The organism is Verrucosispora sp. WMMD703 (assembly GCF_049178935.1).
Taxonomy (GTDB): domain Bacteria; phylum Actinomycetota; class Actinomycetes; order Mycobacteriales; family Micromonosporaceae; genus Micromonospora; species Micromonospora sediminimaris.
This window is the reverse complement of sequence record NZ_JBMHMM010000004.1, coordinates 2,853,117-2,868,414: the sequence shown is the minus strand read 5'-3', so window position 1 is coordinate 2,868,414 and position 15,298 is coordinate 2,853,117. Positions and strand designations below refer to the sequence as shown.

General features: G+C 71.3%; 14 protein-coding genes and 1 riboswitch. Of the genes, 4 read left to right on the top strand and 10 right to left on the bottom strand.

Going from position 1 to position 15,298, the window contains the following annotated elements:
• Together ACN26Z_RS13605 and ACN26Z_RS13600 are read right to left on the bottom strand one after the other, a co-directional pair.
• Positions 1-1,092 (bottom strand): saccharopine dehydrogenase family protein, encoded by a 1,092-nt coding sequence (locus ACN26Z_RS13605; protein WP_421461523.1) that lies wholly within the window; start codon positions 1,090-1,092, stop codon positions 1-3.
• A complete protein-coding gene (locus ACN26Z_RS13600) occupies positions 1,089-1,517 on the bottom strand; it encodes a class I SAM-dependent methyltransferase (protein WP_421461522.1) in 429 nt (142 codons plus the stop codon). Before ACN26Z_RS13600 ends, ACN26Z_RS13605 begins: the two co-directional genes overlap by 4 nt.
• 300 nt (positions 1,518-1,817) lie before the next feature.
• Here ACN26Z_RS13600 and ACN26Z_RS13595 point away from each other — a divergent pair, with 300 nt between their 5' ends.
• On the top strand, positions 1,818-4,853 hold the full coding sequence (locus ACN26Z_RS13595) for a BTAD domain-containing putative transcriptional regulator (protein ID WP_421461521.1): 3,036 nt from the start codon (positions 1,818-1,820) through the stop codon (positions 4,851-4,853).
• 86 nt (positions 4,854-4,939) lie between these two features.
• On the opposite strand, the gene ACN26Z_RS13590 is transcribed toward ACN26Z_RS13595, so the two are convergent.
• On the bottom strand, positions 4,940-5,920 hold the full coding sequence (locus ACN26Z_RS13590) for a hypothetical protein (RefSeq protein WP_421461520.1): 981 nt from the start codon (positions 5,918-5,920) through the stop codon (positions 4,940-4,942).
• A 186-nt stretch (positions 5,921-6,106) separates the two neighbouring features.
• Positions 6,107-6,973, bottom strand: a complete 867-nt coding sequence (locus ACN26Z_RS13585) for a hypothetical protein (protein WP_139233099.1) — start codon at positions 6,971-6,973, stop codon at positions 6,107-6,109.
• A gap of 191 nt (positions 6,974-7,164) precedes the next feature.
• Between ACN26Z_RS13585 and ACN26Z_RS13580 the strand changes: the two genes are divergently transcribed.
• Positions 7,165-7,968: a hypothetical protein gene (locus ACN26Z_RS13580; protein ID WP_421461518.1), complete on the top strand. Its 804-nt coding sequence runs from the start codon at positions 7,165-7,167 to the stop codon at positions 7,966-7,968.
• 14 nt (positions 7,969-7,982) lie between these two features.
• Here the strand turns inward: ACN26Z_RS13580 and ACN26Z_RS13575 are convergent, their stop codons facing one another.
• On the bottom strand, positions 7,983-8,405 hold the full coding sequence (locus ACN26Z_RS13575) for a (4Fe-4S)-binding protein (RefSeq protein WP_421461516.1): 423 nt from the start codon (positions 8,403-8,405) through the stop codon (positions 7,983-7,985).
• A gap of 31 nt (positions 8,406-8,436) precedes the next feature.
• Entirely contained in the window at positions 8,437-8,733 is a 297-nt protein-coding gene (locus ACN26Z_RS13570; RefSeq protein ID WP_282238983.1) for a GNAT family N-acetyltransferase, read from the bottom strand.
• A gap of 234 nt (positions 8,734-8,967) precedes the next feature.
• On the opposite strand from ACN26Z_RS13570, the gene ACN26Z_RS13565 reads away from it, so the two are divergent.
• Positions 8,968-9,435 (top strand): MarR family winged helix-turn-helix transcriptional regulator, encoded by a 468-nt coding sequence (locus ACN26Z_RS13565; RefSeq protein ID WP_282238984.1) that lies wholly within the window; start codon positions 8,968-8,970, stop codon positions 9,433-9,435.
• On the opposite strand, the gene ACN26Z_RS13560 is transcribed toward ACN26Z_RS13565, so the two are convergent.
• Positions 9,423-9,974 (bottom strand): DUF6817 domain-containing protein, encoded by a 552-nt coding sequence (locus ACN26Z_RS13560; protein WP_421461514.1) that lies wholly within the window; start codon positions 9,972-9,974, stop codon positions 9,423-9,425. The genes ACN26Z_RS13565 and ACN26Z_RS13560 overlap by 13 nt on opposite strands.
• A gap of 57 nt (positions 9,975-10,031) precedes the next feature.
• On the bottom strand, positions 10,032-11,033 hold the full coding sequence (locus ACN26Z_RS13555) for an SDR family NAD(P)-dependent oxidoreductase (RefSeq protein WP_421461512.1): 1,002 nt from the start codon (positions 11,031-11,033) through the stop codon (positions 10,032-10,034).
• 236 nt (positions 11,034-11,269) lie between these two features.
• Between ACN26Z_RS13555 and ACN26Z_RS13550 the strand changes: the two genes are divergently transcribed.
• Complete coding sequence (locus tag ACN26Z_RS13550) at positions 11,270-11,971, top strand: DedA family protein (protein WP_421461510.1); 702 nt, start codon at positions 11,270-11,272, stop codon at positions 11,969-11,971.
• A gap of 90 nt (positions 11,972-12,061) precedes the next feature.
• Here ACN26Z_RS13550 and metE read toward each other — a convergent pair whose 3' ends face one another.
• Positions 12,062-14,299, bottom strand: coding sequence for a 5-methyltetrahydropteroyltriglutamate--homocysteine S-methyltransferase (gene metE, locus ACN26Z_RS13545; RefSeq protein ID WP_421461508.1), 2,238 nt, complete (start codon positions 14,297-14,299; stop codon positions 12,062-12,064).
• Between the two features lie 113 nt (positions 14,300-14,412).
• Positions 14,413-14,623: riboswitch (cobalamin riboswitch) on the bottom strand.
• A 346-nt stretch (positions 14,624-14,969) separates the two neighbouring features.
• Positions 14,970-15,275 carry an EthD family reductase gene (locus ACN26Z_RS13540; protein ID WP_282238989.1) on the bottom strand — a complete coding sequence of 102 codons (306 nt, stop codon included), beginning with the start codon at positions 15,273-15,275 and terminating at the stop codon, positions 14,970-14,972.
• Positions 15,276-15,298 lie beyond the last annotated feature (23 nt).

The window sequence follows — 15,298 nt, the reverse complement described above, 5'->3', positions numbered from 1 at the left end:
TCACATCCTTCGGACGTGGCCGGAATCCGGCCTGTCGCCAGCTCGATCGGGAACGACGGTTTGCTCGTGCACGGTCAGGTCATGCCGCCGAATCGTCTTCAGGAACTCGCCCACGTCGACGATCTGGTCGATGTGATGCACCCCGGGCGGATAGCGGCGACCCATCAGGCCGATGGCGATCTCCGCTGCCACCACGCCTGTCGCATGACCCTCCTGACGGCCCGTCACCGCCGACCACACCTGCCTCCCGCCCCTGTCGGTGGCCGAAGCGTGCACCACGAACCGGTCCCCGCCGAGCCGCAGTCGGCTCGACGCGCCGGTCAGCAGGCGAGCCCCGCCCAGCCGATCCGCCAGCCGGAAGGCACCGACCCCACGCAGCCCGAACAACGCCGCCGTCACCGCACCGGAGTCGAAACAGAGACGAGTGGTCACCGGGACGCCGAGCGTGCGGGTCAACGTGTACTGATCCGAGAAGGGAAACGGGTACGCGGTGCGTACACCGAACCCGGGCAGGTCAACCCGGGCCCGTTCCGGCCGTCGAGTCCGGTCGGGCGGAGCCGTCAGTCCCGCCACCGTCCAGCGGACCGAGTCGGGCCCGTGGTCACCCGCCGTACCCAGCAGGATCGTCACGTCGACGGAGGTCGCGGATGGCAGGCGTTCGGTGCAGCGTCGCGCCAGCACGTTTGTCAGCCCGGGTGCCAGCCCGACGCTGAGCACGGCGGCCGTCCCGGTCCGCTTCGCGGTGGCATCGAGCCGTTCGATGCCGGCCAGCACGTCGGCTGACGCGCTGATGTCGACGACGGCAATGCCACGGTCCAGGCATGCGCGCGCCACCGCCTCGTTGCGATGCTCCACACACATGACCACCACGGCGGCGTCGGCCAACACCCCGTCGAGACCCCGCGGGTCGTCGAGGTCGAACCGGCGCGGGGTCAGCCGGCCCGGGCCGGTCCGGGCCAGGGCCTCAGCACGCGCCAGATCACGACCAGCGACAACGACCTCGTTCGCGGCATCCCGGGCCAGTGTGGTGGCCACCACCCGACCCACTGCGCCGTAGCCGCCGATCACGACGGCCCCCCCGTGGCCGGTCATTGCCACCTCGCCGTGACGCCCCAGTGCCTACCGCTGAGGTGGACACCGGCCCCGAGGTCGTACCTGCTGATCACCACGTCGTGCCGGCCGCGGGGGAATCGGTACACCGGCGCATCGCCCTGGTGGAACCGGGCGTTCGTCAGCCCGTCCCGGACCGCGTCGGCCCGGGCCCGGTCGAGCATCGGCGCGGACAGGTCGACTCCGGCAGCCCGACCCCGGGCACATTGTCGTGCCGCTCGCCGGGTGGTGCGCCCCGTGCCGCACCCGATGTCGAGCACCACGTCGGTGGGGCCGATGTCGGCCAACCGGAACAGGCGGTCGAGCAACGCATCGTCGAGGTCCCCCCGCCGATCGTGGTGCTCGACCCAGTACGCCCCCTCCGGACCGTTCCAGGCCGCTGCCTGGTCAGCGTTTGCCACCCGCATCTGATCACCTCTTCGGACGCCGTCCACGGAAATGAGTCTGCGCGGGCGCAGCTATGAGCACCACTGCAACTTGGTAGGGGAAGCCATGACATCAGCGCATGGCAACGCTTCGTACGGCGCCGCTCTCGCCAGCGGATCGGGCAGCGGTGCTCCACCAGGATGAGGTGTGGTCGGGGTCGAGCCGCCGCAGTGTGCAGTCGGAGGGCGACCCTGCCCGCGCCTGGGCCCTTTGGACGGTGTTGCTGTCGGGATAGCGGGAACTGCCTTGCCGAGGCGCACCCGGCGGGACAAGCTGCCGCCATGCTGGAACAGCAGCGCGGCAAGCTGTGGCTGGTGGTGGCAGCCGCCGGCTACGGCAAGACCACCGCGCTGCGCCGGCTGTTCCCCGGCCCGACCGTCCGGTGGCAACGGGAGTGCGACGTCGATGCGTTGCTCCGCGGCGAGCTGGCGGAGCTGGCCGCCGGCGCGACGCAGCTCGTCCTCGACGGACTGCCCGCCATGTCGGAACGGACCGAGCAGGCTTTGCTGCACGCGATCGCCGGCCTGCCGGACGGCGTACGGCTGGCCCTGTCGTCGCGATGGCCGGTGGGCTGTGCCGCGTCGTCGTGGTTGACCCGGATGGTGCCCGCGCAGCTCCGCCCGGCCGAGCTGAGCCTGACCACCGATCAGGTCGACGAGGTGCTGCACACCGAGTACGGGCTGACCGCCCCCGCCCTGGCGCAGCGCGTGCATGAGATCACCGCAGGGTGGCCCGCGCTGGTCCGGCTGGTCGCCGAGACCCTGGTCGCCGAGGGCGTACCTGCCGGGCCGCTCCTGCCGGCGGTGACCGAGCCCGGCGGTCTCGTGACGGGTTACCTGGCCGAGGAGGTGCTCGGCCCGCTGCCGGAGGACGTCCGGCGGCTACTGCACGAGGTGGCCGACCTCGCGCCGGTGACGGCGGGCGTCTGCGCGGTCGTCGGCCACCCGGCGGCCGGGCCGCACCTCGGCCGGCTGCTGCGCACGGGGCTACTGACCAGGGTCGGCACCGATCCCGACACCGGGCCCCGGGTGGTACCGGTGATCGCCGCGGTCGCCGGCCACGACCGGCCGCCGGTGACGCGCGGGACGCTGCTGCGGGCGGCGACCTGGTACCGCGACCATGGCCCGGCCCGCGCCGCCGCGTTCACCTTCCGGCTCGGCGGCGACGATGCGGCGCTGGCCGCGGTGCTCGACGAGCACGGCGACCGGATGATCGCGGCCGGCCGGCCCGGCGCGATAGCCGAACTGGTCACCACCCTGCCGGCGCCGCTGCGCACCCGCAGGCTACGGCTGCTCGCCGGCGACGCGCTGCGTACCGCTGGCGACGTGGCCGCGGCGGCCCGCGCGTATCAGGAGGTGGCGGCAGCCGAGCCGAGGTGGCAGCCGGGAATCGCCTGGCGGATGGGCTTGATCCACTACCTGCGCGGCGACCAGCCCCGGGCCCTGGCCGACTTCGCCCGGGGCGACGAGGCCCCGGGTTGCCCCACCGATCAGGCGATGCTGCTGGCGTGGACGGCGGCGGCCACCGCTCGCAGCGGTGACGCGGCGGCCGGGGTGGCACACGCCTGGCGGGCCTACCACCGCGCGGCCGAGACCGGCCGGGACAGTGCGCTGGCCACCGCACACGTCAGCCTCGCCCTCTGCCTCGGACTCACCGGTGACCAGGTCGGCGGCGAGGAGCACTACCGGCTGGCGCTGGGCATCGCCGAACGCACCGGCGACCTGGTGCTGCTGGCCCGGATCCTGGTCAACCAGAGCTACCACCTCGTCGAGCAGGCCCGCTATCCGGCAGCGCTGGCCGCCGCCCAACAGGCGGCCGGGCACGCCGAGGCTGCCGGCCACGCCAACCTGTACGCGATGGCCGCCGGGACCGAGGCCGACATGCTGGCGATGCTCGGCCGGTACGACGACGCGGCGACGCGGTACGCCCAGGTGCTCGCCCGCCATCAGCGGATGGGCTCGCGCCGCTGCGCCGACACGTACCTGGGTCTGGCCGAGCTGCATCTGATGCGCGGCTGGCGGGAACAGGCCCGGGCGGCGTTCGTCGAAGCGGTCCGGTTGGCCGATGACAGTGACAGCCGGAAGCTGGCGGTGCGGGCGCACGCCGGGCTGGCCCGGGTGCTGCTGCCCGACGACACGGTGGCGGCGGCCCGGCACGCCGCCGAGGCAACCCGGCTGGCCAGTGACGACCTTCGGGTTCCGGCACTGCTCGCGCAGGGCTGGGTGGCGCTGGCCGGCGGCGACGCCGCGCACACCGCACGGTTGGCCGGCGAGGCGCTAGACCTGGCCCGGTCCGGTGGGTTGCGGGCCGGCCTGGCCCGGGCGCTGGAGCTGCGGGCCGCCGCGGAGATCGACCCGGGTCGGGCCCGCGCCGCCCTGCGCGAGGCGTACGCGATCTGGGCCGACGCATCGGCGGTCGGCGACGCGGCCCGTACCGCGCTGGCGTTGAGCCGGCTGCCGGGCGCCACCGCCGACGATCGGTTCGCCGCGCTGCTGGCCACCGAGCGCCTCGCCGCCGGGGGCGGCTCGATCGACCAGGAGGAGACGCCGCCGGACCAGCCAGCCGACGGCCAACCGTCACATGGCGTGGGTCGCGTCGGCGTCCTGGTCCGCGCCCTCGGCCGGTTCGAGGTACGGGTGGCCGGGGCTGCGGTACCGCCGTCGGCCTGGCAGTCGCGGCGGGCGCGGGACCTGCTGCGGATCCTGGTGGTGCGCCGGGGCCGGCCGGTGCCCCGGGGCGAACTGTGCGAACTGCTCTGGCCCGACGACGATCCGAGCAGGACCGGGCACCGACTGTCGGTGTTGCTGTCGATCGTGCGCGGGGTGCTCGACCCGGACCGGGTCTTCGCCTCGGACCACTACCTGGTGACCGACGCGGCAAGCGTCGCGCTGGACGTCACCCATCTGCGGGTCGACGTGATGGAGTTCCTCGGTGCGGTGACCCACGGTCGTCGGTTGCTCGATCGGGGTGCCCAGGCGGAAGCACGCACCATCCTCGCGGCGGCCGTGCGGGACTACCGGGCGGACGTGTTCTCCGACGAGCCGTACGCCGACTGGGCCTCGGCGCTGCGCGAGCAGGCGCGGGCCGCGTACGTCGCGGCGCTGCGGATGCTGGCCGACGCGCACCGGTCGGCGGGAAACAGCGACGCCGCCGTGGACTGCCTGCTCCGCCTGCTGGAGAAGGATCCGTACGACGAGCCGGCCCACCGGATGCTGGTGCGCACCCTCGTGGCGGGCGGACAGCACGGCGGGCGTTCACCCGCTACCGCGCGGCGATGCGCGCGATCGGAGTACGGCCGCCGGACGAGATCATCCTGACGCCACGGGTCGGGGTACGGCCGTCGGCGACGGTCGTACCCCGACCACGGTGAAGGTTCGGGCAGCGCCGGCACGGCATTCGGCGCTCAGTAGATGTCGTGGTCGGTGCTGTACCCCGTGACCATCCACTTCGGATCATCGGTCAGGTACCGGGGAACCGTTCGCAGCTCGTCGTCCGCGGCCGACGGCCCGGCAGGTGTGCCGCCGCGGACGGACCGGCCCGTCTCGGTGCCGGCCCGCTGGACCGCCGCGACGGTCACCCGGGTCCCGTCGTCGTTGGGCATCATCGCGTCGATGAAGATGTCGGATGCGGGGGCCGGGAACGGGTTGGAGAGGCTGGGCAGCACGGTGATCTCACCGCCGACACCGGACATGGACGGGAATTCCCACTCCCAGTCGCGCTGCACGGTCACGGTCCTCGGCGAGGAAGTACCGACCGGGCTGGTCGTGGCGAACCGCTTGTAGCGAAATACTCCGCTGTCCTCCCACGAGGCACGGCTGCCCTCCACACAGACCGCGTAGGCGACCGGGCTCGCGCCGATCCGGTGGAAGGCCGTGCGAACGGTCACGCTCGCGCCGTCGGTGTCGGGGACCAGTCCGGCCAGCGGCACCCCGGCGGGCAGGTCGAACCCGGTGCCGCTGAGCACCAGGTCGGCGGGGCAACTCGCGGTTTGCGAACCGGCCGGGGATACCTCGACGACCCGCGCCGTGCCGTCGTCGGACTCGCAGATGGCGGCGGCGATCACCGACCACGGTTCCGCGTGGTCCGGGTACGCCTCGCCGCGTACCTCGACCGAGGTCGCGCCCGGCACGATCGCGGCCAGGCGGACTCCCCCGTTGCCGTTCCTGATCCGGCCACCGGCACCGATCAGCACCTCGTCCGCCCCGCACGTCGCGGTCACGCTCTTGGGCGACGTGGTGTCGTAGCCGCTCTCCGCCCGATGCCGGTACGCGGCGTGCGCCGCCCCGGGTAGGACGAGGGTCGCGGCGACCGCGACGACCGCTGCGGCCGCCGCGACAGCGCACCGCGACCGATTGCTTGTGCCGAGTGTCGTGCCCCTGCTCATGACCACTGTCCTTTCCTGCTGACGCTGCCGCGAACGGTTCGCGCGGCGCTGCCCGGAATCATCGGCGGGGCCCGTCACGGTGGCGTCATGGTGGCGCACGGCAGGCTCCGGAAATCGCCCGCGCCTGGTCACGCCGACCGACGTGACCAGGCGCTGCGCCCGCTGACGGTACGGGCCCACGAGCTGTTACGGGCCCCAGCAGATGACGTGGCTCTCCAGATCCCACGGGGGCAGGTAGACCCCATCCTCGACGGCGATCGCCTGGGCGTTGTTCTGGGCGACGTTCGCCATCGACCGGGTGAGCAGGACGTTTCCGGTGGCGGTGGCGGCGACCGTGGCGCCGACGCCGGTGGCGAGCGCGCCGGCCGGGCAACCCGCGGACACCTGCCCCTTGGGGCTGACGCTGTTGGCCGCCCCGGTCAGGCTGACCAGCGTGCCGGTGAGGTTCGCCGGCAGGGTGGCGCAGATGGCGTACCCGACGAGTTCCCACGGCCCGGCGAACCCGCCGGCCGCGCCCGCGGTGACCACCCCGGCGGTGAGCGCCGCGTTCGGCTCGATCCGCTGGTAGAACGCTTCCCCGTTGGCGGTGCGCAGCTCCGCGCCGAGCCCGAGCAGGTCGGTGCCGGCCGGGCAGGCGGCCACCTGGTTCTTGATCGGGTCGACGTTGCTGCCGCTCGCCGAGGTGACGCGCTGGTAGTTGGCCGGGGGCGCGCCCGGCACGCAGATCGCCTGCGCCACGAGGGTGTACGCCCCCGCCACACCGCCCGGGTTGGTGTGCGCCCAGACCGTCACCGACTGGGTGGCCAGGTTCGGAATGATGTCGGTCAACGTGACGTCGCCGCCACCACCGTCCACGGAGCCGCCGCCACCGGCGAGAAACTCGCCGGCCGGACAGGTGGCCACGGCGGACTGGTTGGGGAAGGCGCCCGCCACGCTGACGTTCACCACTGTCGCCTGCGCCGGCCCCGCGCCGGTGGCGACGGCCACGGCCGTGCTGGCCAGCAGCAGGCCCGCGGCACCCGCGAGCCGGGCGAGCCTGGATCGAGTACGCATCGTGCACTCCACTTCGTACCTGCCGCGAGACGATTACGCCCCGACGGGGCGACGCGGCAGGTAACCCACGATCCGTGCCGGCCTCACGGCGGCCTCAGTGCCGCGTCAGGGTGGACGCAACGGTGCACCATCGACGCGGAGGAGCCCCGCGTCGACGCTCGTTCGTGGCTGCCGCGGCGCACAATGAGACGATGGCGACGACCCGGGTCATCCTCTACCGTTTCCGGCTTCCGCTGCCGCGCGGCGACATGATCGTGCACCGGGAGGGCAGGAAGACGACTATCCGCTGGGACGACGAGCCGGTCGCGGTGTTGACCGTGGTGTGGGTCGATGACGAGTCCCGGCATCGCTACTTCATCGACCGCGATCTGGCCGACCGGTTCGACCTACGCCCCGCCGAGCGGGACTGGCAGTTCGTGTCGGTGGACCTCGACCCGGCGACGGCCGCGCAGTGGCGGGTCGCGGCGGAGAGCTACCTGACCGCGATTCAGGCCGCCGAGCGCGACCGGCACGCGGCCCGGGATCATCCGCCGTGGTTCCGACGCAAGGCCGCCGCCGAGCGTGCCCGGTCCCGGCACCGCGCGGCGCTCGACGCCGCCGACAACGCCTACGCGCCGGTGCGGGAGGCCGCCTCGCGATTGGTCGACGAGGTGTACGCCCCGATCGCGACACGGGAGAGAGCCATCGCGGCGATCATCGGCAAGCCGCTCTGGAGGTACGTGCGCAGGGGCGACATCGCTCTTGTGCACGCGGCCACCTCGGGCGGGTCGACCGCCGAAGAGCTCATCTCGGCCATCAGTCGGCAGAAGGGGATCACCGCGTTCCGGTGGGAGCCCGATGCCGTGGCGAAGGCCGTGGAGTTGCTCGGGGAAGACGGATTCGAGGTGTGGTGGCACCGGTTCGCCGGGAATTGGCAGTACCGGCTTCAACAGAACGAGAGAGCACGGCGGGCCGGCGGCACCGGCCTCGCCGGCACCGGCGGCTTCGGAATCTGAGCGCGGGTGTCGAGTCAGCCCATCCGGCTCTGCCCGCAGGGCCCGCCGTGATCGCAGTACGGCTGCCGTTGGCTCCGCCCGCACCCGCACAGGACCGCCCTGGTCTCCGCGCGCACGCCCTGCGGCGTGTCCACTCTCAACTCACCGCGCACGATCAACTGTCCGGTGGAGTCGCGCCTGATCTGCGTCGGCCGGTCCGGGGACTCCGCACCACCGTCTGCGAATTCGTACCGCAACGCTCCGGAGGGACACCGCCGCACCACCTCGGCCAGGCGCTCAGCCTCGGCGCCGTCGGGCCGGATCCACGGGCGCTGACCCGGGTCGAAGACCGCCGGCAGGCCGCGTACGCACTCGGCGGCGTGCAGGCAACGCCGGGCCTCGAAGGTCACGGTGATCGACCGGCCCTCGTACGCCTTCGTCGCCGTTTCGCTGCTCATGCCGACCTCCGTCGCTGTCCTACCCGGCTGTTCAGTCGCTGACCCTGCTGCGGGACTGGTACACCAGGTCCTGATACTCGGGGTGCCGGGCGATCCAGCCCGCGAAGAACGGACAGGTGGGCAGGACCAGCAGATTCGCGGCGCGGGCCGCGTCGAGGCCGGCGCGGGCCAGGGCGGCGCCCACTCCCTTGCCCTCGTACGCCGGCAAGACCTCGGTGTGCACGAACGCCACGAGTTCCGCAGTGCGGATGTACTGCGCGAAACCCGCGACCGTCGATTCTCCCTCGACCCGAGCCTCGTACCGATTGGCCTCGGGGGCATCGCTCACATTCACTACCATGTGTCCTCCAGCTCGCCGTGCTGCGCATCGAAACCCGATGCCCGTCATGAGCCGGGTACGCGGCCACGCGCACGACGCCCCACCCCGGTTGGTTGATGTGTCACCCAGATTAGCCACCGATAGTTGATGCGTCAACCGGCCCCCGGGCTCGCCAGCCTTGACCGAATCCGCGCAGGAAGTCCGGCAGCCACATGCCGTCGACGTTGTCGTTACGCTCCCCGCATGGACCCAACGCCCCGCTGGCTAACCTCGCAACAGCAGGTCGCCTGGGACAGTTTCATCCGCATGCAGGAGAAGCTCATCGGACGGCTCGCCCGCCGAATCCAGGCCGACTCCGGCATGTCCGCCGCCGACTACATCGTGTTGGTCAAACTCACCGAGACCAGCGGCGGACGGATGCGCCTGACGGACCTGGCTAAGCAGGTGGAGTGGGAAAAAAGCCGCATGTCACACCAGATACGGCGAATGGCCGAGCGCGGACTGGTGGCCAAGGAGGAATGCCCCGACGACGGACGCGGAGCGTTCATCGCGGCCACCCCAGCCGGCTGCAAGGCGATCGAGGACGCGGCACCCCTGCATGTCGAACATGTCCGCCGGCTGTTCATCGACGCACTCAGTCAGGAAGAACTCGACATGCTCGCCAGCATCTCCGATCGCGTCCGTGCCCACCTGGAGAGTCAGCCCGACTGAGGCCGAGCGACACCGAGGAGTCGCTGTGCCTCGCCGCTGACCTGGGGGGAAGCGATCGGAGCCCAGGCAGCGAACAGCGAGCGTAAGTAGTCGCCGTACCTGTCCGCGGTAGCAGGATCCTGCTCGACGACATCCAGTTCGTTGACGATGCTGAGATCCACGAACGGTTGCCTCTGGTCGGGTTCCAGGTGCCAGGTCCGGTTGGTGAACCGGTCGACGACCACACCGGTCTCCGCCAGCTGTCGCCAGGTCCGCCATCGGTCGCAGGCCCCGTACAGGTAGACAAGTGCCTCGGCGTCATCACCGATGAGGTTGCGCAGTGTCGCTCGATCGGCCCAGTCGAGCAGCGTCACATCGAAGCCGTCCGTGCCGTAGACGGCATGCGCGAGACCGGCCAGCTGCGCGTCGACCGCACATCCCAGGTCACCAAGGCGGTCGTGAACCCGGCACAGGTGGGCGTAGAGAGTGCCGCCGGGATGCGGAATGGTCTCGGCTCCACGCTGCCGCAGCCAGTGCCGCACCTCGGAATCCACGCTCATGTGCCCGACCTTACGTAAGCCGCGTCCGACCGGCGGCCCGTCAACGAGGGCGGTTCGTCACACCGGCGTACCGAGCAGCTCGGTCGTTCGCTCCCACAGGCGGGTGGCCAACTTGTCGTCCGTGGCCTGCCGGTGGACCGGCCCATTCGGTGTGAGGCGGTGGAAGTAGCCGCCGTTCACCGCCTCCGGATCAGGCATCGTGGCCAGGTGAACCAGCGGCTCGGCACCCTCGGCGAGAGTGGACAGACCACCGAGCAGGCGGTACCGGACCAGCGCCGCGACCAGCGGGGCTTCCCGGTTGATGTCGGTGGCGGCGATCACCCCCGGGTGGAACGCCATCGCGGTCAGCCCGCTGCCCCGGGTACGCCGGGCCAACTCGCGGGTGAACAGGATGTTCTGCAGCTTCGTCATCCCGTACCGCAGCAGCTCGGACCGTTTGCCGGCACCTTCGAGATCGTCGAGATCGATGCTGCCGAACCGGTGGCCGTTGCTGGAGGTGGTGATGACGCGCGCCCGCCCGACGGTGGTCAACCGGTCCAACAGGAGATTGGTGAGCAGGAACGGAGCCAGGTAGTTGACCTGGAACATCACATCATGACCGTCCTCGGTACGGCTGCGCCTGGTCAGCACGACGCCGGCATTGTTGGCCAGCACGTCGATACAGGGGTAGCGACCCAGGAGGGTGTCGGCGAGCCGGCGTACGTCCGACAGCCGGGTGAAGTCGGCCACCAGCGGCTCGCCGCCCACCTGGCGCGCGACGGCTGCGGTCTTATCGGGCGACCGGCCCACCACCACCACGGACGCGCCCAGGCACGCCAACCGGCGGGCGGCCTCGGCACCGATACCCGCACTGGCCCCGGTGATCACCACGGTCTTGCCTGCCAAGATCCGGTCACCCATGGCATCCATCTCCCCGAATGGGACGATGGCCAATCGTAAGAAACCAACAGCACGAACGCCACCGCCAGTGGTGATCAGGCCGAGCAGCCGGTGCAGCCCGGCCGTGATGCCGGCGGTCAGCAACGCATGGTCGGTGCTCAGCGCGGTAGCGATCTGCATGAGCAGCCACATCGTGGCGGAAGCCGCCGACGGTCGAACATGCCCGCCAGCACCACCCCGACGTGGCGGTGCTGGACATTCGCATCGCCGTCGAGGCTGGCCTCGTCGACCATCCGTCCAAGGAATGATCAGGCCGACCCTGTCGAAAGCCAGGGTCGGAACCCTGGTGAATCTCAGGGATGGTGACTGCCTTTCGGGCACGGCGGCGGACCGCTCCCGGCTCATACCGTCGAGACATGATCGACCTGCTGGAAACCGCGATTACCTCGCCCTGGGTTTACCTTGCGTTGTTCGCGATCGCGACCCTCGACGGGTTCTTCCCGGTCGTGCCGTCGGAAACCATGGTGATCACCGCTGGCGTGTTCGCGGCGAGTGGCGAGCCGAACCTGACGCTGGTCGTCGTCGCCGCCGCACTCGGCGCATTCTGCGGTGACCACGTCTCCTACCAGATCGGGCGTACGGCAGGCAGTGGATTCATCGACCGGCTGCCATCCGCCAGCCGGCGCCGGACGGCATTCCGGTGGGCCGCGGGCACTCTCGCCAGCCGCGGTGGGCTGCTGCTCGTGGTCGCCAGATACATCCCCGGTGGCCGGACGGCTGCGACCATGACCATGGGCGCCGTACGCTACCCAAGGACCAGGTTCGCGCTTTTCGACGCCGTGGCGGCCACATCCTGGGCCGTGTATTCGGCCGCCGTCGGATACATCGGCGGCGAGGCATTCGGAGACAACAAGCTCCACGGTCTCATGCTCGGCCTCGGTATCGCCGCCGGCACCACGATCATCGTCGAGGTGGCCCGGCACATCCGCCACCGTACGAGCGCGCACTCACCGTCGCCTGGCACAGTCGGTGACCCGCCCCGAGGGCCGCTACGTTCCCGGCCGGATCCCCGCCCGACGACAGGGCAGTCCCCGCACCGAGCGGGCAAACCGCGATGACCTCGCCGGGCGCGAGGCTGTCAGTTGATCGATCTTGACGGGCGGTACCGACCACGAGCCGTGTGGTCGGTACCGCCCGGCCCGGTTCGGTCAGCCCCCGCGCACCTCGGCGGCGGCGTCGACCAGGTGCCGCAGGGACGCCTCGACCTCCGGATAGCCGCGCGTCTTGAGGCCGCAGTCCGGATTGACCCACAACCGGCGGGCCGGCACGGCCGCGACCGCCCGGCGCAGTGCCTCGATCACCTCGTCGCGCGGCGGCACCCGGGGGGAATGGATGTCCCACACCCCGGGTCCGACACCCCGGCCGTAGCCGATCGCGGCCAGATCGTCAAGCACCTCCATCTTGGACCGCGATGCCTCGATGCTTGTGACGTCGGCGTCGAGGGAGTCGATGGCGTGGATCACCTCGCCGAACTCCGAGTAGCACAGGTGGGTGTGGATCTGGGTGTCGTCGGCGACGCCGCCGGTGGCCAGCCGAAACGCTCCGACGGCCCAGTCCAGGTACGCCTTCTGGTCGGCCTTGCGCAGCGGCAGCGTCTCGCGTAGTGCCGGTTCGTCGACCTGGATGACCCGGATGCCGGCGGACTCCAGGTCGCGGCACTCGTCGCGCAGCGCCAGCGCGACCTGGTCGGCGGTGTCCGCGAGGGGCTGGTCGGTACGGACGAACGACCAGGCCAGGATGGTGACCGGGCCGGTGAGCATGCCCTTGACCGGTTTGCTGGTGAGCGACTGCGCGTAGGTGGACCACTCGACGGTCATCGGTGCCTTGCGGGACACGTCACCGTAGATGATCGGTGGGCGTACGCAGCGGGAGCCGTACGACTGCACCCAGCCGTGCTGCGTGGCGGCGAAACCGTCGAGCTGCTCGCCGAAGTACTGCACCATGTCGTTGCGTTCCGGTTCCCCGTGCACGAGCACGTCCAGACCCAGCTGTTCCTGCAACCGGATGACCTGCGCCACCTCCGCGCGCATCCGCGCCACGTAGCCGGCGTCGTCAAGGCTGCCGGCCCGGTGCGCGGCGCGGGCCCTGCGCAGTTCGGCGGTCTGCGGGAACGACCCGATCGTGGTGGTCGGCAGCTCCGGCAGGCCCAGTCGTTCCTGCTGGCGGGCGGCCCGGTTGCGGTATTCACCGCGCTGCCGGTCGGTGGGACGCAGCGCGGCCAGGCGGCCGCGGACGTCGTCGTGACGCCAGGCCGCCGGGGTGGGCGGCAGTGGCGCCGGTAGCGCGGTGGTGCCGTCGCGCAGCGCACGGCCGAGCACGACGATCTCGTCGACCTTCTGCCGGGCGAACGCCAACCGCGCGGACAACCGGGGGTCGAGGTGCGTCTCCGCGGACACGTCGACCGGCACGTGCAGCAGCGAGCAGGACGAGGAGACGGCGACGTGATCGGCGAGCCCGGCGACCGTCGCGCCGGCAGTCACGGCGGCCCGCAGGTCGGTACGCCAGATGTTGCGGCCGTCGACCAGGCCGGCGACGATGGTCTTGCCGCCCAGCGGGCCGGCGGCGGCGAGCCGGTGCAGGTTGCCCGGTCCGGCGACCAGGTCCACGCCGACGGCTTCGACCGGGGTGTCCAGCAGGGCCGGAAGCGCGTCCCCAAGGTCACCGAAGTAGGTCGCCACGAAGATCCGCGGTCGGTGTGCGAGTTCACTGAGTCGGGTGTAGGCGCGACGGAGGGCATCGATCTCGGCGGGGCTGCGGTCGGCGGCGTAGGCGGGTTCGTCCAGTTGCACCCAGCCGACACCCGCGTCCGCCAGGGTGGCGAGAATCCGGGCGTACGTCCGGACCAGGTCGTCGAGCCGGGCGAACGGATCGTCTCCCTTGGCCAGCAGCAGGAACGTGGCCGGGCCGACGAACACCGGGCGGGTGGTGACACCCAGGTCGTGGGCCTCGGCGTACTCGTCCAGCGCCTTCGCCGGGTTGGCCGTGAAGACGGTGTCCGGGGCGATCTCCGGCACCAGGTAGTGGTAGTTGGTGTCGAACCACTTCGTCAGCTCCAGCGCCGGCTCGGCGTCGACGCCGCGGGCCATGGCGAAGTAGGTGTCCAGCGCGGACAGGCCCAGCCGGGCGAACCGGTTCGGGACCGCGCCGACAGCGACGGCTGTGTCGAGCATCTGGTCGTAGTAGGAGAAGGTGTTCGACGGGATCGCGTCGAGACGGGCATCGCGCAGCGTCCGCCACACCTGCGCTCGGAGACCGGCAGCGGTGTTGGCCAGCGCCTCGGCGTCGATGGTGCCGGCCCAGTACGCCTCGACAGCCTTCTTCAGCTCACGGTTGACGCCGATGCGTGGATAGCCGAGCACGGTGCTCTGCCCGAATGCGGTACTCACCAAGGGGGTCCTTCCCTCGAAGTGTCCGGCGGACACGGAAGGGGAAGACGGGTACACCTCGGGTACCGGCTTCCGCCCTGGCCCTCCCGAGCGGCCGCCGGCGGCGCACACCGGCGGCGTGCGCAGCACTGGCAGGTCTTCGGACTCGCGGGCATGACACCAGGTCGCCTACTGGCCGTCGCTTCCCAGACCTCACGGTCCAGTGCTTTGTTGACGGCGGTCGTTCCCACTCACCGCTGCGGGGCAGTCCCGGATTCACACCGGGTTCCCTCTTACGACGCCCCACCCACCCGGACGGGACGAACCAGCACCACCGCCATCGTACGGGCCACGCCGCCGGCTGGGCCCGTAGTGCCCGACCTACGGGACTACGGGACGACCGCACGCACCACGCACTGGACCGTGCGGTCTGGAAGCGACGGCCGGTAGGAGACCGGCCAAGTCCGTCGACGGCGGCCAGGCCCGGCCGGTGCCGCCGCTGCCACCTCAGGCCGACGGCGACCGGCGCCGCCACCGCGAGGCACAGACCCGCCGCGAGCACCGTCTGGCCCTGCGGCACACCGTGCTCGCGTGGCACCGAGCAGAGTGAAGGCTCCGCTCGGTGCCACGGCAGCCTTGCGGGACGTCTCGACGCGAATCGCTCTCCGCATGGCCTCACCCGGCCCGCTCGTCAGGACTGCTCAATCTCCGAGAACAACCCCTTGAACGCGACCTGCGTCCCCACGAGCGTGCCGAGGACGTCAGCGGCAGCGGGCGTCGTGACTGCGTCGGAGGCGTCTTCGTAGCTGTCGAAGTAGAGGTCGAGGGTCCGGTAGGCGGGGGTAGCGGTCCCGTCCTCCTTCGGCCACACCTTCGCAGACTCAAGTCGTCGCAGCTTCGGCAGCTTCGCCGCGGTCGCCTGCACGTCCGAGTAGGCACGCTCGAAGTCGTCGGGGTCCGCTGGGTTGTCGATGATGAAAGTGATCTTGGTGGACATTGAAGCCTCCATTTGTCGTTCGT